The sequence below is a fragment of the Vibrio sp. NFR genome, assembly GCF_027587095.1.
GTDB lineage: Bacteria > Pseudomonadota > Gammaproteobacteria > Enterobacterales > Vibrionaceae > Vibrio > Vibrio harveyi.
On sequence record NZ_JAPPTN010000003.1, the window covers coordinates 182,376 to 207,827 of the forward strand.

General features: G+C 44.0%; 20 protein-coding genes. 6 read left to right on the forward strand and 14 right to left on the reverse strand.

Going from position 1 to position 25,452, the window contains the following annotated elements; all coding sequences use genetic code 11:
* Window positions 1–378: 378 nt before the first annotated feature.
* The 4 genes from OH463_RS07290 (at window position 379) to OH463_RS07305 (ending at window position 4,958) form a co-directional block, all read left to right on the forward strand.
* Entirely contained in the window at window positions 379–2,331 is a 1,953-nt protein-coding gene (locus OH463_RS07290; protein ID WP_009698834.1) for a PTS mannitol transporter subunit IICBA, read from the forward strand.
* A 114-nt stretch (window positions 2,332–2,445) separates the two neighbouring features.
* A complete protein-coding gene (locus tag OH463_RS07295) occupies window positions 2,446–3,594 on the forward strand; it encodes a mannitol-1-phosphate 5-dehydrogenase (protein ID WP_005450436.1) in 1,149 nt (382 codons plus the stop codon).
* Between the two features lie 86 nt (window positions 3,595–3,680).
* Window positions 3,681–4,211, forward strand: coding sequence for an MltR family transcriptional regulator (locus OH463_RS07300; protein ID WP_005450437.1), 531 nt, complete (start codon window positions 3,681–3,683; stop codon window positions 4,209–4,211).
* 102 nt (window positions 4,212–4,313) lie between these two features.
* Window positions 4,314–4,958 (forward strand): HAD family hydrolase, encoded by a 645-nt coding sequence (locus OH463_RS07305; protein ID WP_017190058.1) that lies wholly within the window; start codon window positions 4,314–4,316, stop codon window positions 4,956–4,958.
* Here the strand turns inward: OH463_RS07305 and OH463_RS07310 are convergent.
* From OH463_RS07310 to OH463_RS07335, 6 genes are all read right to left on the reverse strand, one after another.
* Window positions 4,912–6,306, reverse strand: coding sequence for a heavy metal sensor histidine kinase (locus OH463_RS07310; RefSeq protein WP_269990937.1), 1,395 nt, complete (start codon window positions 6,304–6,306; stop codon window positions 4,912–4,914). The two genes, OH463_RS07305 and OH463_RS07310, sit on opposite strands and share 47 nt — an antisense overlap.
* Window positions 6,299–6,988: a heavy metal response regulator transcription factor gene (locus OH463_RS07315; protein WP_009698838.1), complete on the reverse strand. Its 690-nt coding sequence runs from the start codon at window positions 6,986–6,988 to the stop codon at window positions 6,299–6,301. The genes OH463_RS07310 and OH463_RS07315 overlap by 8 nt, the downstream gene beginning before the upstream one ends.
* Before the next feature lie 73 nt (window positions 6,989–7,061).
* A complete protein-coding gene (locus tag OH463_RS07320) occupies window positions 7,062–7,439 on the reverse strand; it encodes a DUF3316 domain-containing protein (protein ID WP_009698839.1) in 378 nt (125 codons plus the stop codon).
* 131 nt (window positions 7,440–7,570) lie between these two features.
* On the reverse strand, window positions 7,571–8,683 hold the full coding sequence (locus OH463_RS07325; protein ID WP_269990938.1) for a DUF481 domain-containing protein: 1,113 nt from the start codon (window positions 8,681–8,683) through the stop codon (window positions 7,571–7,573).
* A gap of 222 nt (window positions 8,684–8,905) precedes the next feature.
* Window positions 8,906–10,738: a glutamine--fructose-6-phosphate transaminase (isomerizing) gene (gene glmS, locus OH463_RS07330; RefSeq protein WP_005450449.1), complete on the reverse strand. Its 1,833-nt coding sequence runs from the start codon at window positions 10,736–10,738 to the stop codon at window positions 8,906–8,908.
* Window positions 10,739–10,853: 115 nt separating this feature from the next.
* Window positions 10,854–11,615, reverse strand: coding sequence for a DeoR/GlpR family DNA-binding transcription regulator (locus OH463_RS07335; protein WP_005450450.1), 762 nt, complete (start codon window positions 11,613–11,615; stop codon window positions 10,854–10,856).
* 432 nt (window positions 11,616–12,047) lie between these two features.
* On the opposite strand from OH463_RS07335, the gene pykF reads away from it, so the two are divergent.
* On the forward strand, window positions 12,048–13,460 hold the full coding sequence (gene pykF, locus OH463_RS07340) for a pyruvate kinase PykF (RefSeq protein ID WP_005450451.1): 1,413 nt from the start codon (window positions 12,048–12,050) through the stop codon (window positions 13,458–13,460).
* 151 nt (window positions 13,461–13,611) lie between these two features.
* A complete protein-coding gene (locus OH463_RS07345) occupies window positions 13,612–14,289 on the forward strand; it encodes a GntR family transcriptional regulator (RefSeq protein ID WP_017190055.1) in 678 nt (225 codons plus the stop codon).
* Between the two features lie 91 nt (window positions 14,290–14,380).
* On the opposite strand, the gene OH463_RS07350 is transcribed toward OH463_RS07345, so the two are convergent.
* From OH463_RS07350 to OH463_RS07385, 8 genes are all read right to left on the reverse strand, one after another.
* The gene (locus tag OH463_RS07350; RefSeq protein WP_005450453.1) at window positions 14,381–16,261 is read right to left on the reverse strand and encodes a sensor domain-containing diguanylate cyclase; all 1,881 of its coding nucleotides are present in this window, start codon (window positions 16,259–16,261) and stop codon (window positions 14,381–14,383) included.
* Between the two features lie 112 nt (window positions 16,262–16,373).
* Window positions 16,374–16,868 carry an acetolactate synthase small subunit gene (ilvN, locus tag OH463_RS07355; RefSeq protein ID WP_005450454.1) on the reverse strand — a complete coding sequence of 165 codons (495 nt, stop codon included), beginning with the start codon at window positions 16,866–16,868 and terminating at the stop codon, window positions 16,374–16,376.
* A 1-nt stretch (window position 16,869) separates the two neighbouring features.
* Window positions 16,870–18,594 (reverse strand): acetolactate synthase 3 large subunit, encoded by a 1,725-nt coding sequence (locus tag OH463_RS07360; RefSeq protein WP_005450455.1) that lies wholly within the window; start codon window positions 18,592–18,594, stop codon window positions 16,870–16,872.
* A 449-nt stretch (window positions 18,595–19,043) separates the two neighbouring features.
* Window positions 19,044–20,852 (reverse strand): AMP-dependent synthetase/ligase, encoded by a 1,809-nt coding sequence (locus tag OH463_RS07365; protein WP_009698844.1) that lies wholly within the window; start codon window positions 20,850–20,852, stop codon window positions 19,044–19,046.
* A gap of 299 nt (window positions 20,853–21,151) precedes the next feature.
* A complete protein-coding gene (gene calR, locus OH463_RS07370) occupies window positions 21,152–22,111 on the reverse strand; it encodes a LysR family transcriptional regulator CalR (protein WP_005430441.1) in 960 nt (319 codons plus the stop codon).
* A gap of 532 nt (window positions 22,112–22,643) precedes the next feature.
* Window positions 22,644–23,690: an MJ1255/VC2487 family glycosyltransferase gene (locus OH463_RS07375; RefSeq protein WP_005450457.1), complete on the reverse strand. Its 1,047-nt coding sequence runs from the start codon at window positions 23,688–23,690 to the stop codon at window positions 22,644–22,646.
* A 3-nt stretch (window positions 23,691–23,693) separates the two neighbouring features.
* Window positions 23,694–24,242, reverse strand: a complete 549-nt coding sequence (locus tag OH463_RS07380; RefSeq protein WP_005450458.1) for a phosphatase PAP2 family protein — start codon at window positions 24,240–24,242, stop codon at window positions 23,694–23,696.
* Between the two features lie 216 nt (window positions 24,243–24,458).
* Window positions 24,459–25,247, reverse strand: coding sequence for an SH3 domain-containing protein (locus tag OH463_RS07385; protein ID WP_005450460.1), 789 nt, complete (start codon window positions 25,245–25,247; stop codon window positions 24,459–24,461).
* Window positions 25,248–25,452: the final 205 nt, after the last annotated feature.

A 25,452-nucleotide genomic window follows, 5' to 3' on the forward strand; every position in this document is an offset into this window, starting at 1 on the left:
ATCAAGCAATACAACACAAAGTGTGACATTGATCGCTTGCGGTATTTAATTCGGATTTCAAAAGAAATCAAAAGTGATCTAAATCACAAAGTATTTTGGATTTTAATTTGTCAGAAGATCGAATTGATCACTAGTATTTTTATTGACAGATTTAAAAGTGGCTTTTTGTTATTTATTTACAGGTCAATAAGTCGATCCAAGTCACTTAAAAACCGTTTCTCAGCCTAGGAAATGCGGGCGTAGATCACGAAAAACCCGTTGTCAGTTCCAATTGGAAAATGTGTGGTAAATTGATTGGGTACTAAGCAATCAAACAAGCGGTTTTGGCGAACCGTTTACTACAACAATATTCATCAGAACATCGAACGGGGAATTGTTATGATATCACCAGATGCCAAGATCAAGATACAAAATTTTGGTCGTTTTCTGTCAAACATGGTAATGCCAAACATCGGCGCGTTTATCGCGTGGGGCTTTATCACTGCTCTATTCATCCCAACTGGATGGCTACCTAACGAAACGTTAGCCTCTATGGTTGGTCCTATGATTACCTACTTGCTACCACTGCTTATCGGTTATACCGGTGGTAAATTAGTCGGTGGCGATCGCGGTGCGGTAGTCGGCGCAATCACAACAATGGGTGTGATTGTCGGTACAGACATCCCAATGTTTATGGGTGCAATGATGGTCGGTCCGATGGGTGGCTGGGCGATCAAAAAATTCGATAACTACATCGACGGTAAAGTAAAAAGTGGCTTTGAGATGTTGGTTAACAACTTCTCTGCAGGCATCATCGGCATGCTATGTGCGATTCTTGCTTTTATCTTTATCGGTCCATTCGTAAAAATTCTATCTGGTGGCTTAGCAGCTGGCGTTAACTTCCTAGTATCTGCTCACCTGTTACCACTGACTTCAATCTTCGTTGAACCTGCGAAGATCCTGTTCCTAAACAACGCGATCAACCACGGTATCTTCTCTCCACTAGGTATCCAACAAGCGTCTGAGACAGGTCAATCTATCTTCTTCCTAATCGAAGCGAACCCAGGTCCTGGTCTAGGTATCTTGCTGGCTTACATGGTGTTTGGTAAAGGAACGGCTCGTCAAACTGCCGGTGGTGCATCAATCATCCACTTCTTCGGCGGTATCCACGAAATTTACTTCCCATACATTTTAATGAACCCTCGCCTAATCCTAGCAGCTATTGCTGGTGGTATGACTGGCGTATTCGTTCTAACAATGTTTAACGCAGGTATCGTTTCTCCAGCATCACCAGGTTCAATCTTCGCTATCTTGTTGATGACTCAGAAAGGTTCAATCGTAGGTGTACTCGCATCTATCGCAGCAGCAACAGGTGTGTCATTCGCAGTAGCGGCACTACTAATGAAGACGCAAACGTCAACAGAAGAAGACGGTGATGAAGCTGCACTAGAGAAAGCAACATCACAAATGAAAGACATGAAATCTGCATCTAAAAACGATGCGGTGGTAAACAGCCAAAGCAAAGGTGACGTAGACCTAGCGACAGTACAAAGCATCATTGTCGCTTGCGATGCGGGCATGGGTTCAAGCGCAATGGGTGCAAGCATGCTGCGCAAAAAGGTTCAAGACGCCGGTCTGAACATCCATGTAACCAACCTTGCTATTAACAGCTTACCAGAGAGTGCAGATATCGTGATTACTCATAAAGACTTAACGGATCGTGCACGTAAGCATGCTCCGAACGCACACCACATTTCATTGACGAACTTCCTAGACAGCGAAATGTACAACCAGCTAGTCACCAAACTACTAGCAGCACAAAACCAATCCGCAGCCAATGACGACCAAATGGTAAAAGTGTCGGTAATGGCGGCGAACGACGACAGCTTTGAGCCACAGCAACCATCTGTATTCCAAATTCAACGTGAGAACATTCACCTAGGTTTGAAAGCAGCCAACAAAGAAGAAGCCATTCGCTTTGCAGGCAACAAATTGGTTGAACTTGGCTACGCAGAACCAGAATACGTAGACGCGATGTTTGAACGTGAAGCGTTGGTTCCAACTTACCTAGGCGAATCTATCGCAGTACCTCACGGTACAGTAGAAGCGAAAGACCGCGTGAAGAAAACAGGCATTGTAATCTGCCAATACCCTGCGGGTATCCAATTTACTGAAGACGACGATGATGTAGCAAAACTGGTTATCGGCATTGCCGCTAAGAACGATGAGCACATCCAGGTGATTACCACCATTACAAACGCGCTCGATGAGCCGGAGGCAATTGAGAAGCTAACTAGCACCAACGATGTAGAAGAGATTCTGAACATCCTTGGTGGTCAGCAAGCGGCTTAATCACTCCTTTTAATTTGCTCCTGAGCAAACCGAGGTCAGCTGTCACCCCCTATGCGGTTGGCCTCACCCTAGATTCGTTTTAGTCAACATTTCAGACATTGGTAGGTAAGAATTATGAAAAACGCAGTTCATTTTGGCGCAGGTAACATTGGTCGTGGCTTCATCGGAAAACTATTGGCAGATGCAGAAGTCGAGGTCACATTTGCAGACGTTGATGCTCCACTGGTTGATCAACTTAGCCACAAACAAGAATACAAAGTAAAAGTGGTCGGTACGGAATGCCAGATTGACACCGTAACCCACGTCACCGCTGTTAACTCCGCCAGCGAAGATGTCATCGATCGCATTGTAAAAACTGACTTGGTAACAACTGCCGTAGGTCCCAACGTACTGGACATCATTGCAAAAACCATCGCGACCGGCATTGCAAAGCGCTTTGCGGCAGGCAACGAAAAACCGTTGAACATCATCGCGTGCGAAAACATGGTTCGTGGCACGACTCACCTAAAAGGTGAAGTGTACAAACATTTGGATGAATCATTACACGCGAAAGCAGACGAGCTAGTTGGCTTCGTCGACTCCGCAGTGGACCGCATCGTACCACCAGCAGAAGCCGCGAACGATGACCCACTAGAAGTCACGGTAGAGAGTTTTAGTGAATGGATTGTGGATGAACAGCAATTCAAAGGTGAAATCCCTGATATCGCAGGCATGGAAAGAACCAACAATCTAATGGCGTTTGTCGAGCGTAAGCTGTTCACCCTAAATACGGGTCACTGCATTACCGCTTACTTAGGTTGCTTGAAAGGACATCGCACTATTCGCGAAGCAATTGAAGACCCAAGCATTCACGCAGAAGTAAAACAAGCAATGCAAGAAAGCGGAGAAGTACTGATCAAACGCTACGGTTTTGACCGCGACATGCACAACGCTTACATCGAAAAGATCCTAGGTCGCTTTGCCAACCCTTATTTAGTTGATGAAGTTGATCGTGTTGGTCGCCAACCAATTCGTAAATTGGGGGCGAACGATAGATTAGTGAAGCCTTTACTCGGTACAATTGAGTATGGCACTGAAAATAAAACTCTTTTGAAAGGCATTGCTGCTGCGTTGAAGTACACTAACGACACCGACCCACAAGCAGTAGAACTGCAAACCTCATTAAAAGAAGTGGGTGTGAAGAAGACGCTAGCGACATACACAGGTCTTGCAGAAGACAGTGCTGAAGTGGCTCAAATCGAGACACTTTACAACCAACTTTGATTTACCTAGGGGAGCTTGGCTCCCCTTCTATATCCTTATCCACTTAAAGAGATGGGGATACTAATAATTAGAAATGTATTCAGTATATGGCAGATAACATCAACGAAACCGAGATCATTGAGCGATTAAACAGCGCACCTTCGGTACGAGGCTTTTTTATTGCAACCGTCGACGTATTTAACGATTCGATCGATGGGCTAGTGCAAAGAATTTTTCGTAAAGATAACTTCGCTGTCCAATCTGTGGTCGGTCCGCTGCTACAAGACTCAGGACCGCTGGGCGATCTATCTGTTCGTTTGAAGTTATTGTTTGGCTTAGGTGTGCTTCCCGATGACATTTATCACGACATCGAAGACATCATCAAACTCAAAAACCAACTCAATAGTGACGCTTCTGATTACGAGTTCACAGACCCTAATATTCTAGAGCCAATCAAAAAACTGCACTTGGTGAAGAAGATGGGTATGGTACAACTCGAAGTCAGCGAACCAGATGACGATATCGACCTTGAGTTTTATCAGCTTCAACTGCAACGTCAACAACAAATCATTAAGTCAGGGCTCTCGCTTGCTATTGTCGAAATCTGTAATGAACTCGGCAAAGAGAGCCCATTCTAACGCTATTTATACCCAAGTTACCTTCAAAAGGATTCGAGGTTGCTTGGGTATAACAACATAATCAATGTCAGCCGCTCTACACCCTACGTAGGAGCTCTACCAATGTTAAAAGCTGTACTTTTTGATATGGATGGACTGATTTTCGACACCGAGTCTATCTACAAACAGAGTTGGCAGTACGCCGCCACCGAGCAAGGCTTAGCCATCACTGATGATTTCTATCAACAATTCATCGGCGTCCAAGACCCTGAATGTGAAAGAATACTCGCCGAGCATTTTCAACAAGCCATCGATATGCCGCGCTACAAGGCTGTGCGAGATGAGCATTTCCATCACCTCAGAGACCAAGGTATTGCGCTCAAACCTGGTTTCGATTCGTTGTTACGAGCCATTAAACAACGTGGTTTGCTCACTGCTATTGTGACCTCTTCTCATCTCCCAGAAGTAAAACATAACTTCAATAATACTGAGTACCTTACCCAGTTCGATTTAGTGATTACCGCTGAAGATGTAGAACGTGGTAAGCCCAACCCCGACTGCTATCAAATGGCTTATCACCACCTCGGCATCGATGCAAAAGAGAGTCTTGTATTGGAAGATTCGAACAATGGCATTAAAGCTGCTCTCGCTGCTGAATGCCACGCCGTGATGATTCCAGATTTACTGCCACCACTGCAGGAATTTAAAGATAAAGTGATAATTAAAGCATCTCTTGAGGAAGTGATTCCGCTTCTGGATACGCTTTAGCTGCGGGCAATATTAAACAGAACTGGGTTTGGTGTTCTTCTGAAGTCACGGTGATCTTGCCATCATAAGCGTGAACGATCGACTGTGTGATCGACAACCCTAGCCCAGCTCCAACGCTGCCAGAATGTTGGCGTGACTTGTCGATTCGATAAAAGCGATCAAATAGATACGGTAGATTTTGCTTAGGTATCGTCTCACCGACGTTGTGAACGGTAATGGTGACAAACTCATCACTCTGCTCGACATCAACACGAATCGTTGTTTCATCATAAGCATGGCGAATGGCATTAGAGAGCAAATTCCCTACCGCTCTCTCAAACATATTTCGATCCATGTACAACATCGCTTGCCCCGAAGTGATGATTCTCAAAGCAGAATCTTCCGCCAGTATGTCAAAGTACTCGATTAAGTGAGCAAGCTGTTCATGAACAGCGAAGTGCTCATTGTGTCGATGGATAAGCTTATTCTCCGCTTTTGCGATATACAGCAAATCATTGATGGTCTTGGTAATTCGGTTTAACTCTTCAAGCGTAGAAGCAATCGCTTCTTGGTATTCCTCCGATGTACGGCACGCGCCTAATATCACTTGGTTTTGGGTCGTAATATTGGTCAAAGGCGTTTTGAGCTCATGAGCAATATCAGAAGAAAACTCACTCAAACGATGAAAACCAGTTTGTAACCGATCCAGCATGGCATTGTGCTTAGTAGCAAGTTCACGTAGCTCTACTGGTAAGGTTTCTGGGGCAATGCGGATATCCAACTGTTCTGGTGTGATGTGTTGAATGTGCTTATTTAAGGTCAAAATGGGCTTTAAACCGCGATTTACGATCACCCGGCTAAATAGCGTCGATGCAATAAATGCGAAGCCTAAAGACCAAAATAAGATCCAACCAAGCTTATTTAAGAATAATCGATGATGGTTGATGCTCACGCCAATAACAACAGTGACATCTTTGGTTTTAAAAGCGAACGCTCGAATATCTAACGAGTTTTCACGCCACTCAATCGCATTGTTTTGATTTAAGATCTGTGGAGAGCTCAGCGTCAACGACAAATCCTTAGGGATAGAGAGCGTCGAGTTTTTGTAAGTCAGTGCTTCCTCTTTAAATGCCCACATATAGACAGAGCTATTGTCGATAAGTAGATAAGCCGACTCCGGTGAGACCAGCATCGTCTTTTCTATCGAGTTATATTTGGTCACTGTGTCGTTGTAATCTTGGGTGAAGAAATGACGTTCGATGGTGTAATACAGAATGAATGCTAAAGCGAGATATACCACCAATGTCGTGCCAACAAACATCAAAACGAGCTTGTTTTGCATAGAGAGGTTGGCTGGTAACTTACGCATCAAGAGCTTCCAACTTGTAGCCCATCCCTCTAACGGTGTGGATCAAAGGTACCTCAAACGGCTTGTCGACCTTTTGGCGCAATCGCTTAACGGCAACATCGATAACATTGGTGTCGCTATCAAAGTTCATATCCCACACCAGTGAAGCAATGGTCGTTCGTGATAGGACTTGTCCCTCTTTTCGCATCAACAGCTCAAGTAGCGCGTATTCTTTGGCAGTTAAAGTGATGGTTTGCCCGTTCCGCGTCGCAACTCGCTTCATCATGTCTAGCTTTAGGTCGGCTATTTGCAGCGTCTGCGAAGAAGTTAAAACTCGCGAGGAAGTATGATGGCGAAACACATTTTGAATTCTCGCCAGAAGCTCGGCAAAGGCATAAGGTTTGACGACGTAATCATTGGCTCCTAATTCAAAACCACGAACACGATCCTCAATTTGTTCTTTAGCCGTAAGCATAATGACCGGGGTATGGATATCACTGCTACGCAGGGTGTTAAGGACTTGCCAACCGTCGAGCTTTGGTAACATGATATCGAGAAGAATAAGATCATAAGACTCACTTGTTGCATGATACAGCCCGTCTACACCATCGCGCACCCAGTCAACAACATAACCCGATTCTACCAACCCTTTTTGCAAGTATTCTCCGGCTTTCAATTCATCTTCTACAATCAGTAATTTCAACTTCTATCCTCTACCTCAGCCATCAAAAAAAGAGTACGACGCAACAACATCATACTCTTTTCACGCTTCACTTTTATCGATTACTGTCGCGCTCTGCATAGTGCACTTTGACATTCACTGTACCGACATATTCCAGCTGCCCATCTGCGTTCATACGTTCTTGAACCGTGATGAACCCACTGTCTTTCAGATGAGTGCTCTTAGATGCAATATTGAAGTTAGAGATATTCAGCTCTTTATTAAGCTCACGAGCCGACATGCTTTTCAAAGCATTAAGTTCAGCGAAAGCTTGTTGGTATGCGGCATCTGACGTTGCGGTAGGTTCCACAGAGAGAGTCTTCATCTCTTCTCTGCTCACATAATTACCGCTAGTGAAGATAGGGTTGGCAAACGCGGATGCGCTAGTGATTGCCATAGCTGCGACAAGGAGAGCGGTTTTCATTGCTTTCATGTTGATGACCTTTTCAGTGTGTTTGTTTTCAATGACTTCATTATTCAACAAGACACCTGACACCAACCTATCCCAAAGATGACATTTTTGTCATAAATCCAACAATCATCTTCGCCTCACAAGGAGCATAATCAAATCTCGTAAGTTAAACCAAAGTGGAATTTGTAGTCGTCTTTCTCTGGTACTACCCCCTCCGAATCGGCTTTGGTGTCAGAGACATGATCCCAAACGGCTTTAATGCTAAGTTCAAGATCATCAACAAGATCGATATCGAAACCTAGCTCATTGGTATGACGGGCGCCGCCCGCGTCGTTACTTGCCCAATTCAGGTTATAGGTATGGCTTAAATCGATGTCATCGGTCAGTTCATACTCAAAGTTAGATTCAAACGCCAGCGTGTTACTGGTCGCGTCACCCGATTCCCCCTCTTCTACCGTCTTAAAATCGGTGTACTGATAACCGGGACCAATAGAGACATCCCACTCTGTTTGTGAATTGGCAATGATAAAGTAACCCATCTGCATTGAAGCATTAACCTGGTATTCAATGTTTTGAAACTCATCACTGAGTACAGAGAGTTTGAGCGGTCGAAAGAACAGACGATTGCTCAAATAGATGTCGTAGGAGCCATCAAACGAACTATTGTTTGCCGTCGTTTTATCATTCGTCTTGGATTTTTCGTGCTTCGCTTTTAACTTGGTGCGTGAGCCAACGGTATTTCTTTCCGCTTCCACTTCACCGAGCAGTGAAAACTCATCGGTGTTGCCTTTGCTAATGTCTAAACCAAAGAAAATCTCGGTCGTCCAATGATCAGAGTCTTTCTCTGCCCCGCGATAAATCGATACAACATCCGTAATAGGAAACGCCATCTCTTCACCGTCATTAGTCAAGTACAGCTGCTCATCACGAATCGACAGGTAACCATCGAAAACATCACCGCTTGCGGTTCGAATGGTAAAAAAGCTCGCTGTTTCTAATATCGCGATATCTTCCAGTTCAATCTCTTGATCACCAAGATCATCACTATCAAATTCAATCTCTTGATCGAACGAGTTCGTTTCTTCTTTGATTGTCCCCGTTAACTCGCCTTTGATCACCTCGCCAGATTTAAGTTGTAGCCAATCATCGTTTTCATCAATAAATACTGTTTGGCTTTTGCGTTGCTGCGTTTGTTCTTCATCTGCTAAGGCGTAGTGATGGTAGAACGAAGAAACAATACATACTGCCAAGAGTTTGATTTTCATAGTGACCTTTTCAGTTCAATAGAAACCACATCCGTTGGGCTTACGATAGTAATGCTCGCCGTCCGACGTGTCAGAAAGTAAACAAGTGAATGTCAACGTATTGCGCATCATAACCATGTCAACAAGCATAAAAAAAGCGAAGTCATGTGACTTCGCTTTAGGTTCTCGCTACTTACATAGCGCAACATAAACAAGTGTAATCTTAATCACACCATGTGTTGATTATTCTACGGTTACCGCTTTCGCTAGGTTACGTGGTTGATCTACGTCCGTACCTTTGATCAGCGCTACGTAGTAAGAAAGTAGCTGCATTGGAATGGTGTAGTAGATCGCCGCCGTGATTTCACTAACGTGTGGCATTGTGATGATCTTCATTGTCTCATCACCTTCAAAGCCTGCGTCAGCATCGGCAAATACGTAAAGCAGACCACCACGAGCACGTACTTCTTCAACGTTTGATTTCAGCTTCTCTAGAAGATCGTTGCTTGGTGCAACAACCACAACTGGCATATCTGCATCGATCAATGCTAAAGGACCGTGTTTCAATTCACCTGCCGCGTAGGCTTCTGCGTGAATGTAAGAGATCTCTTTTAGTTTTAGAGACGCTTCCATCGCGATTGGGTAGAACTCACCACGACCTAGGAATAGAGTGTGGTGTTTATCGGCAAAGTCTGGTGCTAGTGCTTCAATTTCTTTTTCGAAAGACAGCGCTGCATTGATTTGTTTCGGTAGAGCGTGAAGCGCTTCTACGATCTCTTTTTCTTTCTCTTTGCTAATGCGGTTTTGTTGCTTACCAAGTGCCGTCACTAGCATGAGTAGCGCAGAAAGCTGAGTCGTGAACGCTTTAGTTGATGCCACACCGATTTCCACGCCTGCACGTGTCATGAATGCGAAGTCAGACTCACGAACCAAAGAAGAACCCGCTACGTTACAGATGGTCATTGCCGCCATGTAACCTTTCTCTTTTGCTAGGCGAAGTGCTGCTAGCGTATCGGCGGTTTCACCAGATTGAGAAAGCGTGATCAATAGGCTGTTTGGACGCGTCACAAACTTGCGGTAACGGAATTCAGACGCGATTTCTACATCACAGCTCACGCCCGCAATGTCTTCAAACCAGTAACGTGCTGTCATACCTGCGTTGTAAGATGTACCACATGCAACGATTTGTACGTGTTCCACTTTGCTTAGGATTTCTGCCGCGTTAACACCGATTGCTTCAGTGACAACAGAGTCTGCCGTGATACGACCTTCCATTGTGTTGATCAACGCTGTTGGTTGTTCGTAGATCTCTTTCTGCATGAAGTGACGGTATTGACCTTTGTCACCTGCGTCGTGTTCCGCGTTTGATTCTGTGATTTCGCGTTCTACACGCTCACCTGTTGCATCAAATACCGTTACGTCACGACGAGTGATCTCAGCAACATCACCTTCTTCTAGGTACATGAAACGGCGTGTTACGTTAAGTAGCGCAAGTTGGTCAGACGCGAGGAAGTTTTCACCCACACCAAAACCAATAACGATTGGGCTACCTGAGCGCGCCACAACAATACGTGAAGGATCTTTACGATCCAGTGCCACTGTACCGTATGCACCTTCAAGTTGTTTTGCTGTTTTTTGTACTGCTTCAAGCAATGTTTCTGAAGTGCGAAGCTCCCACTCAACCATGTGAGCGATAACTTCAGTATCCGTTTGAGATTCAAATACGTAACCGCGAGATTGAAGTAGCTCACGTAGCTCTTCGTGGTTTTCGATGATGCCGTTGTGTACCACTGCGATGTCACCAGACATGTGTGGGTGTGCGTTCACTTCTGAAGGCTCACCGTGTGTTGCCCAACGAGTGTGTGCGATACCAGTACCGCCGATCACTTTTGCTTGATCAACTGCGTCTGCCAGCTCTTGTACTTTACCTAGACGACGAATACGCGTTAGGTTGGTTTCGCCATCAACGATCGCTACGCCCGCTGAGTCATAACCGCGGTATTCCAAGCGACGTAGACCTTCAACCAAAATTTCTGCAACATCTCGTTGTGCTACTGCACCTACGATTCCACACATGTGTTTATCTCCGTTTGTAGTTTTGTTCTTCCCTAGCCATGGTTTCAAATAGAGGCAGCAAGCAAAGGCCTTTATCCAGAGGGAAGTGAAATATGAAACTGTTTACTTAGTTAGATTAGGCGCAAATGACTTTTACGCCATGTTGTTCAATCTGTGCTTTGTGTTCTGGCTGTAACTCTGCGTCGGTAACCAATACATCAATTTGGTCCCAAGCCAACTCTAAGTTCGGAATTTTGCGTCCGACTTTTTCAGACTCGATCATAACAATGACTTCACGAGAGACTTCTGCCATGACTTTGCTTAAGCCAACCAATTCATTGAACGTTGTGGTTCCGCGCTCTAAATCGATACCATCAGCACCGATAAACAGCTGGTCAAAGTCGTAAGCTCTTAGTACAGATTCGGCTACTTTGCCTTGGAAGGATTCTGAGTGCGTATCCCAAGTTCCACCTGTCATTAACAGGGTTGGTTCGCTCTCTAATTCGTTAAGTGCATTTGCGACATGCAACGAGTTGGTCATTACAACCAAACCACGTTTGTCGTTTAATTGCTGAATCAATGCCGCTGTTGTGCTGCCACTATCGATCACAATTCGGTTATGATCACGAATCAGTGATGCTGCCGCTTTTGCTAGACTTAACTTTCGACTCGAAACAATTGGACTCAATTCTTCATGAATAACTTCGGTTGGAATCGAAATCGCACCACCGTAACGGCGCAAAAGTTGTCCATTTTTCTCTAAAGAAGCTAAGTCCTTTCTAATCGTGACTTCTGAGGTTTCAAATTTCTGCGCCAGTTCATCAACGCTGACTTCCCCAAGCTCATTTACTAGGTTAGAAATGGCGTGTCTTCTTAGTTGAGTGTTTCGTTTCGACATTTATGTTTTGATTTTAAGTTTCGGTTTGAAATTTATTATAGTCAAAACGAAACTTTTAAGTCCATTTATTTCGATCCAAAAAATTAATATTTCTCGATAAAACCTTGTCCTAAGACAATTCTTAAACAGTGATATTGGATTCATTCGGTGGTAGAATTCGCCACCGAAAAGAAAAAAAATTACAGAATTGAAGGTTATTTTTTTGCAACTTTCTGCATATAAAGTGGGATTAGTCACAAAAAGGTAACCAAAATCGCCGATCTTTTAGTCATAAAATGACTAAACTTGGTGAAAGACTTACAGAATCTGAAGTTCCAATAATGCGGCGGAAAATCGGTGGGTGACAGGCACTAAATGTCATCAAAACGCCCTAACTTCAGAGTAAACAACCGACTTTCAAATTGTAACTATACTTACCGGAGAGTATCTTCCATGAAAAAGACCAAAATCGTTTGTACGATTGGCCCTAAAACTGAATCTGTAGAGAAGCTAACTGAACTAGTAAACGCTGGCATGAACGTTATGCGTCTTAACTTCTCTCACGGTGACTACGCAGAGCACGGCACTCGTATCGCGAACTTCCGCCAAGTAATGGAAGCTACAGGCAAACAACTTGCAATCCTTCTAGACACTAAAGGTCCAGAAATCCGCACTATCAAACTAGAAGACGGCAACGACGTTGATCTAGTAGCTGGTCAAGAATTCACTTTCACAACTGACATCTCAGTTGTAGGTAACAAAGACAAAGTTGCAGTAACTTACGCTGGTTTTGCTAACGACCTAAACGTTGGTAACACTATCCTAGTAGACGACGGTCTAATCGAAATGGAAGTGCTTGCAACTTCTGAAACTGAAGTTAAGTGTAAAGTTCTTAACAACGGTGCTCTAGGCGAAAACAAAGGTGTTAACCTTCCAGGCGTTTCTGTAAACCTACCTGCACTATCTGAAAAAGATAAGAACGACCTTAAATTCGGTTGTGAGCAAGGCGTTGATTTCGTAGCTGCTTCTTTCATCCGTAAAGCTTCTGACGTTCAAGAAATCCGTGAAGTACTTGCTGCAAACGGCGGCGAGAACATCCACATCATCTCTAAAATCGAGAACCAAGAAGGTGTTGATAACTTCGACGAGATCCTAGAGCTTTCTGACGGCATCATGGTTGCTCGTGGTGACCTAGGTGTTGAAATCCCAGCTGAAGAAGTAATCTTCGCTCAGAAGATGATGATCGAGAAGTGTAACCGTGCACGTAAGATGGTTATCACTGCAACTCAAATGCTTGATTCTATGATCAACAACCCACGTCCTACTCGTGCGGAAGCTGGCGACGTTGCTAACGCGGTAATGGACGGTACTGACGCAGTTATGCTTTCTGGTGAAACTGCTAAAGGTAAGTACCCAGTTGAAGCGGTAACTATCATGGCTCAAATCGCGAACCGTACTGATTCAGCTCTAAAAGCTGAGCTAGGTTCTCGTCTAGACAGCCCACGTCTTCGCATCACTGAAGCAGTATGTAAAGGCGCGGTAGACACAGCTGAAAAACTAGCTGCTCCACTTATCGTTGTTGCAACTGAAGGTGGTAAGTCTGCACGTTCAGTACGTAAGTACTTCCCAACTGCAAACATCCTAGCACTAACGACTAACACTAAGACTGCTGCACAGCTAGTTCTAACTAAAGGTGTTACTCCAGTAGTTGTTGAGTCTATCCAAAGCACTGACGCGTTCTACGTAGCAGGTAAAGAACTTGCTCTAGAATCAGGTCTAGGCAACAAAGGCGATATCGTTGTTATGGTTTCTGGTGCTCTAGTAGCTTCAGGCACAACGAACACAGCTTCTGTACACGTTCTATAAGACTGAAGAATTCAATCATCAGTTCAATAAAAAAGAGGGCTTCGGCCCTCTTTTTTTATATATTTAATCTTGCCCTCATAATCAGTACGCTGTATTATCAATCACAACCGAACTACGTACTGTTTAGTTGTCGTCACGATAATAAAATTTCATGAGGTTGCTTGTGTCCAGTCCTACTCTTACCGACAAAGTTTCGAAAATGATCTGTCAGGACATCCTGACGGGTGAATTAAAGCCAGGTCAAAAGCTTGTGGTTGCTGACCTGAAAGAGAAATACAACGTTGGTGCATCACCTATCCGCGAAGCACTTGTGCAACTGTCTTGGAGCAAGTATGTAAAGCTTGAGCCACAAAAAGGCTGTTGGGTTGCGCCTGTGTGCAAAAAAGAATTGAACGACCTATACGAAAGCCTTCGTGTGGTTTCTTCTGTACTGCTTAAGAAAGCAATCTTGGCGGGTGATGAAAGCTGGGAATTGGACGTGCTAACGTCATACCATAAGCTATCTCGTCTGAACTTTGACGAAACATTCTGTTGGAAAGAGTGGGAAGAGCGCCACCATCAGTTCCACGTCTCTTTGTTGGAAGGTGCCGATTCAAAGAACATGTTTGAGTTCTTCAGTGATCTGATCAACCAAATCAAACGCTACCGCTACTTTGCGATGCAAACATTGAACTCTGAGCAAGATGCTCTGTTCAACATTGATGAACATGAGATGATCATGAAGCTTGTTCTTGCGAAGAACAGCGAAGAAGCAATGACACTGCTTGATAAGCATTTATTGAGCTCAATGCAGCGTATTGAAACTGTACTAGAGCTAGAAACGGCTTAATCAATCGTCGCCCAATAGATAGCAAAAAATCGGGGTTATCCCGATTTTTTTATTTGCTAGAGAAGCCAATTACTGCTTTTTCTCATCGCCTCTAAGCAATGTCATCAAAACTGTGACAAATCGACACTCGGTTCCGCCCTGCACTTTTTGACTCGTACAGGGCAATATCGGCACATTTGTAACTGCGAGTTCTATCCGCAGTCACATCGCTGTAACCCACACTTACGGTCACTGAACGGTCACTACTTAGCTCTACTGCAACACGCAAGCGATTCAAAACCACTTCTGCCTCTTGCGTAGTAGTGTGCGGCATGATCACCGCGAACTCCTCTCCACCAACTCGAGCCACGAAGTCGGTGCTTCTCACCCCACGAAGTAAAGTTTCAGCCACCGTACAAATGACTTTGTCGCCTTCATCATGCCCCAGTTCATCGTTGATACGCTTGAAATGGTCGATATCAAACAAGGCTAAACAAGTCGTGGGTGTATTCGGATAGCGTTCAACCAAGTTGGTATATTGTGCAAGCTGCTCTTCAAATTTACGGCGGTTCCAAAGGCTGGTTAAACCATCTTTCTCACTTAAGTTGCGCAGCTTTTCTTCTAGCTCTTTACGCTCCGAAATATCCACCAGTGAAGTGATGTAATAACTGACCTTACCAGACTTTGCCATAATGGCTTGAATACGCATAATGGCAGTAAATACGTGATTAAGTTTAGTACGACAACGCACCTCACCTTCCCATACTTGCTCAACACCCAGTTGATTCCAAATCGCCAGAATATTTTCAATGTCTTCGGGGATAAAAATCAGATTGTGGGCATTCCAGCCTCGTAAGCGAGAATTCGAATAACCCATCATATTTTCGAACTCTTGGTTAACCATCATAATTCGGTGTGAAGTATCCGATATCATCACTGCGGTCATGCCATCCAGTGCCGCTCGAGCCAGCTTGGACTCAATGCTATGGCGACGATAGTGCAGTGCTAAAGTTGTTATCGGGAGCGCGAAAACCAGCATCAAGCTTAAAACAAAGAGAGCTTCTTGCAATAAGTCATCAATGTCTCGATCAGCTCGCTCTAAGAGCTGTTCTTGCGAAAGATCGATAATTAAATGAAGAGACTCCCCCGGCACAAAGTTAATCGTATTAAAGATCACCAGATGGTTACCATCGTATTCGTAGCCCATCTTTTCTGCACCCATGTTCTGCCAAACTTTGGGGTGAAGCAAACCAAAGTTGAATCGAGAGCGAGCAGGAATAATATCGCCATACAGCTTGTCATTATGAGAGCTCGCAACGTAGTAACCCGCTTGGTTGATAAGCTCGATGTTAAAATCTCTTACAGGTGAGTAATTTAAACGTGACGACAAATATTGAACGTTGATGTTCAGTACCAGATAGCCTTCGCGCGTGCCATCCATCGCAACAGGCATCATGATACGAATCGATGGACTGTACGGATAAACGAGCTCACTATTTTCTCGTTCTAACTCTATCCCCCAAGAGCCGATCTGGTCATTGCTAAGATTCTGAGCGAATTGGAAATAAGCTCGCTCGGACTTATCTTGCAAAACCTGAGCTGGCGCAGCAATGCCCGTTTTGAAGTCGTAATTAATCCGTACGTTCTCTTGCCCTTCAAGGTTTAGGAAACGTATCTGTCGATACCATTTTTGGTTAACGGCGACTGAGCTCCACACCTCCTGTAAAATGGCGAGATTTTTGTCGCTAGGATCACGTAAATAATCATAAAGGCTTTGGCTATGACCGAGTAGATCACTGATGGAAGAGATTTGATCTTGAACGTTGTTATATTCTCGCTCGGAATACGCGAGTTGATGAAGAGCTTCTTTAGCGGTGCTCTTGACGTTATCCGCTAACAGCGTTTGATATTTCTGATAGTAGTAGATTGAGATGAGCGCGCTAAAAAATAGCGTCGTCGCCAACAAAGCGCTGACTAACTTCCTGACTTTCACGCGTTCTACTACTCACATTGATTACGAAAGCAGCAATTATATCACTGTTTGTTATTTTCTAAACAAAAAGCCATCGAACAACGATGGCTTTTCTTAAATGCATCAGATTTCATTAAGGCTTGAGGCAACGTTCCCCGCGAGCAATGCCTACGACACCGCTTCGAGCCACTTCGACCACTTCCGTAACTTCCGAAATCGCTTGGATGAAAGCGTCCAGTTTCTCGCTGGTACCCGCAAGTTGCACCGTGTATTGAGAAGCCGTGACATCAACAATCTGACCACGGAAAATATCCGCGGTACGCTTCACTTCAGCACGAGCAAAACCACTCGCTTTCACCTTGACCATCATCAGTTCGCGCTCGATATGGTCAAATTCCGTGACTTCTTGCACTTTGAGCACATCGATCAGCTTATGCAGTTGCTTCTGAATCTGCTCCAACTGCATTTCATCAGAGTTAGTCGTGATATTTAGACGCGACAGTGTTTCGTCATCAGTTGGTGATACGTTCAACGATTCAATGTTGTAACCACGCTGAGAAAACAAACCGACAACGCGAGACAAAGCACCTGGCTGGTTTTCCATTAACAAAGAAATAATGTGTCTCATATTAAGTACGCTCCGTTTTGCTTAGCCACATCTTGTCCATACCCTCGCCTTTGATCTGCATTGGGTAAACGTGTTCGGTTTCATCTACGTTGATGTCGACAAACACCAAACGATCTTTCATGTCGAGCGCCTTTTGGAGACCCGCTTCTAGCTGATCTGGCGTTTCGATACGAATACCGACGTGACCATAAGCTTCTGCAATCGCTGCAAAATCAGGAACAGAACTCATGTACGAGTTAGAGTGACGACCTTGATAAATAATGTCTTGCCATTGTTTTACCATGCCTAGAAAACGGTTATTCAAGTTAATGATTTTTACAGGGATGTCGTATTGCATGGCCGTCGACAACTCCTGAATATTCATTTGGATACTGCCATCACCAGTCACAACCACCACTTCTTCTTCTGGCATTGCGAATTTCACACCCATACCAGCAGGTAGACCGAAGCCCATTGTGCCGAGACCACCCGAGTTAATCCAACGGCGTGGCTTATTAAATGGATAGTACAGTGCCGCAAACATCTGGTGCTGTCCCACATCAGACGCAACGTAAGCGTCTCCCTTGGTTAGCTTGTGCAGTGTTTCGATAACTTGTTGCGGCTTAATGCGCTCAGGAGATGTCTCATACGCCAAGCAGTTGCGATCTCGCCATACTTGAATGTCTTCCCACCACTGACCTATCGCTTCTTGATCGTTGTTATTGCCCTGCTCGTTGAGCAGACCAACCATGGTCGCTAATACTTTTTCAGCAGAACCTACGATAGGCAAATCAACTTTCACATTTTTCGAGATAGAAGATGGGTCAATATCAATGTGCATCACTTTAGCATTCGGACAATACTTCTCTAGATTATTGGTCGTACGGTCATCAAAACGTACCCCAATACCAAAGATAAGATCCGCTTCATGCATCGCCATGTTAGCTTCGTAAGTACCGTGCATACCTAGCATACCAAGCGAGTTTTTATGTGTACCCGGGAAGGCACCTAACCCCATTAGTGTGCTTACAACAGGAAGGTTTAACTGCTCCGATAGCGTTTGAATATGCTCATGCGCACCGGAAATTACCGCCCCACCACCGATGTACAGTACTGGTTTCTTCGCTTCAACAAGCGACTTCAACGCTTTTTTGATCTGACCTTTGTGACCAGACGTCGTTGGCTTATATGAACGCATCGAAATGCTTTCTGGGTACTCGTAAGGAAGCTTGATTTGCGGGTTCAAAATATCTTTCGGCAAATCAATCACAACCGGTCCCGGTCGACCTGTTGTCGAGATGTAGAACGCTTTTTTGATCGTTTCAGGAATGTCTTCCGCTTTCTTAACGAGGAAGCTGTGTTTCACAACAGGGCGTGAAACACCCACAATGTCACACTCTTGGAAGGCATCATTACCAATCAGGTTGTTTGGTACGTTACCTGAGATAACAATCATTGGAATTGAATCCATGTATGCAGTCGCAATACCTGTGATGGTATTGGTTGCACCAGGACCAGAACATACCAGTACGACTCCGGGCTTGCCCGTCGCTCGCGCATAGCCATCTGCCATATGGGTAGCGGCTTGTTCGTGTCTTACTAGTACGTGTTTGATTTGATCGGTTTTGGCGTGCAGTGCGTCGTAGATATCTAAAACGGACCCACCAGGGTAACCAAAGATTTGCTCTACGCTCTCTTCAATCAGAGATTGCACAACCATCTCTGCGCCTGACAACATTGCTGTCATAATTTGCTCTCCTTACCAGTTTTCCTCACCGTAAGGCCAACGGTTTGGTCTGGTTTTACATAGTCTAGGTCTTATTCGTAGCCTAATAGAAATACTTCCACTTTTTCAGCTATGTCTTACGTCTGTCATAACAAAACGCAAGGTAACACAACAAATGTAACGTTTTATTATCAACGGGTCTAATGAGAGTTGAATCAAATTTTAAACAAGATGCTATAAATCAGAACAAAGGCAGGGTTTGACGCTAACTAAGTAGCGCAAAATAGAATCAAGATAAGAAACCAAAAGAAAATAAAGTGAATAATTTCAATAGAAATAGCAACTTTCAGCGAAACTTCCTTCATAAGTCACAACTAAAAGTGTGAAAGACGGTCATAAAAAATCCCCAGCAGCACAAGATCAGGCAACTGGGGACATTTTCATCAATCTGAAATCTAAGTTAGCTTAAGTTACTTTTTATCAGACTTTTCAGTGTACATTTCTTCGATTTCGTCTTGGTATTTGTCGTTAATGACTTTACGACGAAGTTTTTGTGTTGGGGTCAACTCACCATCATCCATCGAGAATGCTTTAGGTAAAAGTTTGAATTTCTTAACTTGTTCAAACTTAGCCAGTTCTTTCTGCAGGTCATTAACACGCTTCTCAAGCATCTCAACAATCTGATGATGTTTGATCAATTCAACACGATCGTGGTACTTGATATTTAGTTCTTTCGCATACTCTTCAAGTGAGTCGTAACACGGAACAATCAGAGCCGATACAAATTTACGTGTATCTGCGATGACAGCAATCTGCTCAATGAAGTGGTCTTTACCGATTGCACCTTCTACGACTTGAGGTGCAATGTACTTACCGTTTGAAGTCTTCATCAGTTCTTTGATGCGGTCAGTAATGAACAAGTTGCCATTTTCATCAATGTAGCCTGCATCGCCAGTCTTCAAGAAGCCATGTTCGTCAAACGTCTTCTCAGTTTCCTCTGGCATTTTGTAGTAGCCACGCATCACCATTGGACCGCGCACTAAAATTTCGTTGTTTTCACCAATCTTAACTTGAGCGCCTGGCATTGCCATACCGATAGAGCTCGGATCAAAGCATTGATCATCCCAACAAGATACGGTTGCCGTGGTTTCTGTCATACCGTAGCCAAGCTTAACATTGATGCCAATTGCGTGGAAAAAACGCCCAATGGTTTCATCTAGCTTCGCGCCACCACATGGCATGAAATTAATGCGTCCACCCAATAATGCACGTAGCTTGCTCAACACTAGCTTGTCTGCCAAAGCATAAGATTTACGTAGCATTAGTGATGGCTTGCGGTTTTCTTGATGACAAGCAGCCATCTTCGCACCCATGTTGACCGCCCAAGTAAACATAATTTTGCGATGGAATGGTGCACGTGACACTTTCTCGTGGATCGCAGAGAAGATCTTCTCATAAAAACGAGGAACCGCACTCATCACGGTTGGGCGCACTTCACTCAGGGCATCACGTACTTGCATGGTGTCTTGCAGGTAGCAGTTGGTACCACCTTTATAAAGCACATAGAATGTCCATGCACGCTCAAACACGTGTGATAATGGCAAGAAACACAGCGATACGTCGTCTTCAGTTAAACTCAAGCGCTCATCATGACCTTCAAGTTGGGCAGAGATGTTCGCGTAATCTAGCATTACACCTTTCGGTTGACCTGTGGTACCAGAGGTGTAAATCAGGGTCAGTAGATCTTCTTCTTGCGCATGTTCTAAACGAGTTTCTAGCTCAGCTTGGTGACTAACGTCGCCCTTAGCAACGAAGTCTTTCCATGTCATGGCAAATGCATGATCGCCTAGGTCAATATCATCTGACATCGCAACGATCAGTTCTAGCTGCTTACATTCATCGAAAATGCTAACCGCGGCATCAAACTGTGGCTGCTCACCAACGAACAACACTTTGACGTCTGCGTTATCAATGATGTAAGCCGATTGAGCTGCGGTGTTAGTTGGATAGATAGGTACGGTAACGCCACGCAATTGCAGTGCTGCAAAATCAGCAATGGTCCATTGCGGCATGTTATTTGAGAAAATACCGATCTTATCTTGGACGCCCAATCCCTGAGCCAAAAGCGCAAGTGACAAAGCATCTACTTGCTGACCAAACTGCTCCCAAGTAATACCTTGCCATGTGTCGCCGACTTTATGTTTAAGCGCAACACGAGTACTACCCTTCGCAATTTGTTCACGAATACGTTTTACGATATGAAAATCTAACTTGGCCATTCTTTACATTACCTTTTGGCTTACAGGCGTAAGCTATTTGAGCGCACAAGTGTAACCTCGACGCTTAAAAACGCAACTGACCATTATCAAACTTATCATTATTAAGAGACGACTATCACTAATGAGAGCATAGCAGGTCTTTAACTGCTGAAGGTTTAATCAACTTAAGTCGCTGTTTCGACTATTAAATAGCGGACATAAAAAGCCCCTGAGAGACGGCGTTCTCTCAGGGGCAAGGAATTGTAAAAATTGATGATTACAAGTCCAGTCTGACCAGTTGATCAGGCTAAAAATTCAGCTTATTTAAGCGCAACAACTTCACCACAAGTGATCATAAGTTGGTCACGTAACCAGATGTGGCCTTTGTCCTTCTCACTTGATTCGTGCCAGCTTAGGTAACCACTGATTTCCTTGTTTTCAAATGGGAAATCTAGGATTTGCAACTGGTCGCTGTTCACTGCATTCTCAGCCATCCAGCGAGGAGCGATAGTCACAAGCTCAGATTGGCTTACTACGTATAGCAGGTTGCTTAGGCTTGAACCTTCATAAGCGGCTTGGCAATCAAGTTCGCGGTACGCTTGCTCAGAGAAGCTACGTTGACCATGTACACGTGATAGCTTCGCGTGTTTCTCGTTGATCAGTTGCTCAGCAGATACACCACCTTGGATGCGAGGGTGCGTCTTAGAAGCAATAACCACTAGCTCATCTTTAAAGATTTCAGTGCTTGAGAAGCCTTGATCATCAAAACGTGCGTAGTCAATTACGAAGTCGATTTCTTGGTAGCGCATACGCTCAGATAGAAGGCGATCAAATTCCGCATCTAGGTGTAGCTGTACGCTTGGTGCTTGCTCGTTAATGTTAGCCATGATTCTCGGTGCGAAACGCATATCACATGGGCTACAAATCGCCAGTTTAAACAGACGAGTTGAAGACTCAGGTTGGAAAACTGAGCTTGGAAGTTCGTTACGAATAAGCTGTAGTGCTTGGCGGATAGGACCAAACAGTTGACGAGCACGCTGAGTTGGCTGAATACCACGACCCTGACGCATGAATAGCTCATCATTAAACATTACTTTTAGGCGAGCAACCGCATTACTTACTGCTGGTTGTGACATGCCAAGGTTATGTGCTGCACGAGTAATATTTTGCTCTTGCATCACTGCATCAAATACGGTCAATAGGTTTAAATCTACACCACGCAATGTGCTTTCCATACGGTAGCTAGCAATTGCGCTCATCGCGTCTTTTTTATCTAACATGGAGTGCGCCTCTTATGTAATCGTCAACTTGGTTCAATGAATTCTTAACGAATAGAATCTCTTTGCACACAAACGACCGTGGCTGGATTCAAATCATTTTTTAAGGAATAGAAAACCGAATTTGTATTATATTTATCGTCCAGATATTTCCGGCTCGAACCGTACTATCAACTAATCAATCAAGGTTTCGCAACTAGATTGATATTTAATCATTAAATTTTAGCCAATTAGTTATTTATTCCATATTTATCATATCGTTAAGAAAAACATAAAAAAGTATAAAACGCCTAAATCAGAGGTTTCTTACAACCTATTTAGCACGTTAATGACAATCTACAGGGATCATACAACCCATTTGCCCTGCTTATTGTTTGCATTTGCGTTCAAAAACCAGCATCAATAGTTAAGTTCACAAAACATGCAAATCAGTTAAAGAGTCAGCAAAATGACCGTGAATAGAAATGATATAGAAGGCATAAAAATGCAGCCAATCAGCGCGTGAATGACTGCAACTTAGAAGATAAATCGGACGTTAAATATTCGATACGTAACTCGGAAAATCGACTTGTTCCCATAGTTGTTCAGAGAGTTTTTCAGGTGCATCCCAAGCACCTTGTAATACCCAGTTGGCGATCGCTTTTGCAACATCAGGATACTTCACGCTTTCTGCTTGTTGTTCTTTCAACCACTGACGTACCGTCGAAATATCAAGATTTTCCATCGAAGATGCTAGCCCTAAATCTTCCAATGTTGCGACGTTACTTTGCTGTTCAAATTGCCCAGAAAGCGGTTTAAGTAATAGCTTCTTGCCAAGAGAAAGGGCTTCCGATGGCAGTTCAAAACCACCATTGGCAATCACTCCACTACAACGTTGCAAATGAGATTGAAAGTTAGTGTGACACAGAGGTCTTAGTTCAATATTTTCCACTTGCTCACACTCAATCACGTTCGGGTGATAACAGACAAAAGACTGTTGATTAAAATGGAACAACAAATCGCTGATGTCTTCTATTGATTCAAACGGAAGATAGACGAGAACAAAGTCATCATTACCACTCGTTTGCTCAAGCGTATGAACGATAGGCGGTAAGATCGGCTGATCAAAGTGATACCAATGCAAGCCTAGGTGGTGTTGCGAAGGAGCAAAATGCTCTATGACGGATTTATCCAACCAACTCGCCCCCTTAAGAGGTACTGGGTAGCGGAATGCATTTTGATGACTGATACCAATACAAGGTTTGTTCTGCTTACGAGCAGCCCAAGCCGAGACGGGTTCGAAATCATTGATCACCAGATCATAAGAAGACAAATCCAGCTGATTTACTTCTTGGATAAACTGAATCAAGTTATTGCGTAATGCCGTTTTAGCATAGCTCACGGCACCTTTCTCTGTCACAAAGGTAAAGCCACGCCGAGTTTGATAGTTTCCAAAAGACTCCATTGAAAAGTACTTTTCTGGTTCGCGTCCAGAGAAAAGAAAATCAACCTGCACGTCGTGAGTTTGAAAAGCTTTACTCATGGCTCTTGCGCGGGCGATGTGACCATTTCCTGTGCCTTGAACACCATACAGAATTTTCATCCATTAACCTCCAATGAGCCCAATTGCCAAAGAACCACATAGGCTCCCCAACAAAGCACCAATGATAATGTCAGTAAAAAAGTGCACGCCAAGCAGAATACGTGATGTCCCAATCAAGGCTGCCCAAGTGAAAGCAAATATGCCTAAGTCTGGATAAAAATGATGAATGAGCGTCGCCATCAAAAAGCCCGCCGCAGTATGACCTGACGGTAAGCTGTAGCGGTCAGAAGGAGTAATAAAGGCAGGAAGCAACGCGCTCAATTCCTCAGGACGACGGCGCTTAAAGCTGTTTTTCAACACCCAGTAAATGGGTAATTCGATGGCAAATGCGGTTAACCCGGTAATCAAGAACCAATGACCATGTTGCTTATCAAGTAGCCAAGCTAACAACCCTAACACCACATAGAGGTGTCCATCCCCACTATGAGAAACTCCTTTACTGATATTCGCGACTTGCTGATTAAATCGATGTTGTAAACACACACTGGAGAACGCCAAATCAAATTTAGCAATGCTTGCCATTGGCTGGCTAATTGTCTCTAAAGCTCGCATGTAACATTCCTTTACTTTGACCTTTATATGAAAACTAGGCGTGTAAGGTGACAACTACATGACGAGAATTTGGATAATTAATGACACGTTATCATTTGCAGCAGAGCAGAAAAAACGGCGGGAGTTAAGAGTAGCAATAAGCTCGGTAATCGTTACGTTGATCAACCGAGCTCATAAGTACGAAGATATTCACCCAGAAGATCTGAGCATAAAAGATCAAGACTGATTGGAAGCAGAGACTGGTGCATCGATGTACCAGATCTTTCTTTGTTTACGACATGCTCTAAGCGAGCCGGTGGTCATGTGACCATCTTTCGTGAGCTCATAGCTCAAATCACGGCAAGTATAGCTACCGAACAATTCGTTTTTCCCTTGTTCGCTTGGCTCAACATTATGCTTTAATAGTGGATTAGGCTTGATCGACAAAATGTCTCGGTTGACGACATTACTACGAGCGTAGTCTTTGTGTACGTAACCTCTAATCACACCTTTTTGTTCGACCAGCAACCATGGTTCGCCTTCCACTTTAGCAAGAGCATTAAAGACCTCACCTTTGGTTAGCTCTCCCAGCTTCTCTCCTTTTAAGCTCGGTTTTGCTCGCAAATTAAGAGTGGTCTTTGAGCGATATGAAACATCCATAAATTCAAGTGTATTTGACGTATCCACTCCCTCTACAATAGGACGACTTACTTCTGCTTCCTTCCATTGATTTGGCTGGACACGGATCTTCCACCAAGAGTAGGTGTCTGGATCTTTACCTTTAAACTTGTCACGGTTATCCGACTCTAACGCCACCAGCATTTGATTTAGAAAGGATTCACGTCCATCTTCACTCAAGTATTCATCCATTTGGTGGTTGATCATCAAGACACTATGAGCATGATCGCTCGCCACCACTGAAGAGGTGGCCTCTGTCGGTTGCCCAAATTGAAGTAACTGACACCCAGATAAAGAAACCAGAGCTAGAGCCAGCGCAGAACGTCCAAGTTGTTTCGCTAAATCCATTAATCCCTAACCTATTTGCCTCAAAAATTCGGTAGATACAACCGTTCTACTATAAATCGCTCTGCTGAATTTATGCCAACCAATTGCCTCCTTTGTGTGATAGCTCGCAAAGCATGCAGTATCAAAACAATGAGAAGAAGATGGTGAGCGTGATCTTAGTCGCGGCAATAATTGTTGTAGCACAAACATCTCCCCTTTCTTCACA

Coding starts and splice junctions, on each gene's coding strand:
- OH463_RS07380 (WP_005450458.1), bottom strand. CDS start 24,242: ATGCGAGCTTTAGAGACAATTAGCCAGCCAATGGCAAGCATTGCTAAA.
- OH463_RS07335 (WP_005450450.1), bottom strand. CDS start 11,615: ATGTCGAAACGAAACACTCAACTAAGAAGACACGCCATTTCTAACCTA.
- OH463_RS07365 (WP_009698844.1), bottom strand. CDS start 20,852: ATGGCCAAGTTAGATTTTCATATCGTAAAACGTATTCGTGAACAAATT.
- ilvN (WP_005450454.1), bottom strand. CDS start 16,868: ATGAGACACATTATTTCTTTGTTAATGGAAAACCAGCCAGGTGCTTTG.
- OH463_RS07325 (WP_269990938.1), bottom strand. CDS start 8,683: ATGAAAATCAAACTCTTGGCAGTATGTATTGTTTCTTCGTTCTACCAT.
- OH463_RS07375 (WP_005450457.1), bottom strand. CDS start 23,690: ATGAAAATTCTGTATGGTGTTCAAGGCACAGGAAATGGTCACATCGCC.
- OH463_RS07320 (WP_009698839.1), bottom strand. CDS start 7,439: ATGAAAGCAATGAAAACCGCTCTCCTTGTCGCAGCTATGGCAATCACT.
- OH463_RS07305 (WP_017190058.1), top strand. CDS start 4,314: ATGTTAAAAGCTGTACTTTTTGATATGGATGGACTGATTTTCGACACC.
- OH463_RS07345 (WP_017190055.1), top strand. CDS start 13,612: ATGAGGTTGCTTGTGTCCAGTCCTACTCTTACCGACAAAGTTTCGAAA.
- OH463_RS07360 (WP_005450455.1), bottom strand. CDS start 18,594: ATGACAGCAATGTTGTCAGGCGCAGAGATGGTTGTGCAATCTCTGATT.
- pykF (WP_005450451.1), top strand. CDS start 12,048: ATGAAAAAGACCAAAATCGTTTGTACGATTGGCCCTAAAACTGAATCT.
- glmS (WP_005450449.1), bottom strand. CDS start 10,738: ATGTGTGGAATCGTAGGTGCAGTAGCACAACGAGATGTTGCAGAAATT.
- calR (WP_005430441.1), bottom strand. CDS start 22,111: ATGTTAGATAAAAAAGACGCGATGAGCGCAATTGCTAGCTACCGTATG.
- OH463_RS07310 (WP_269990937.1), bottom strand. CDS start 6,306: ATGCGTAAGTTACCAGCCAACCTCTCTATGCAAAACAAGCTCGTTTTG.
- OH463_RS07295 (WP_005450436.1), top strand. CDS start 2,446: ATGAAAAACGCAGTTCATTTTGGCGCAGGTAACATTGGTCGTGGCTTC.
- OH463_RS07290 (WP_009698834.1), top strand. CDS start 379: ATGATATCACCAGATGCCAAGATCAAGATACAAAATTTTGGTCGTTTT.
- OH463_RS07300 (WP_005450437.1), top strand. CDS start 3,681: ATGGCAGATAACATCAACGAAACCGAGATCATTGAGCGATTAAACAGC.
- OH463_RS07385 (WP_005450460.1), bottom strand. CDS start 25,247: ATGGATTTAGCGAAACAACTTGGACGTTCTGCGCTGGCTCTAGCTCTG.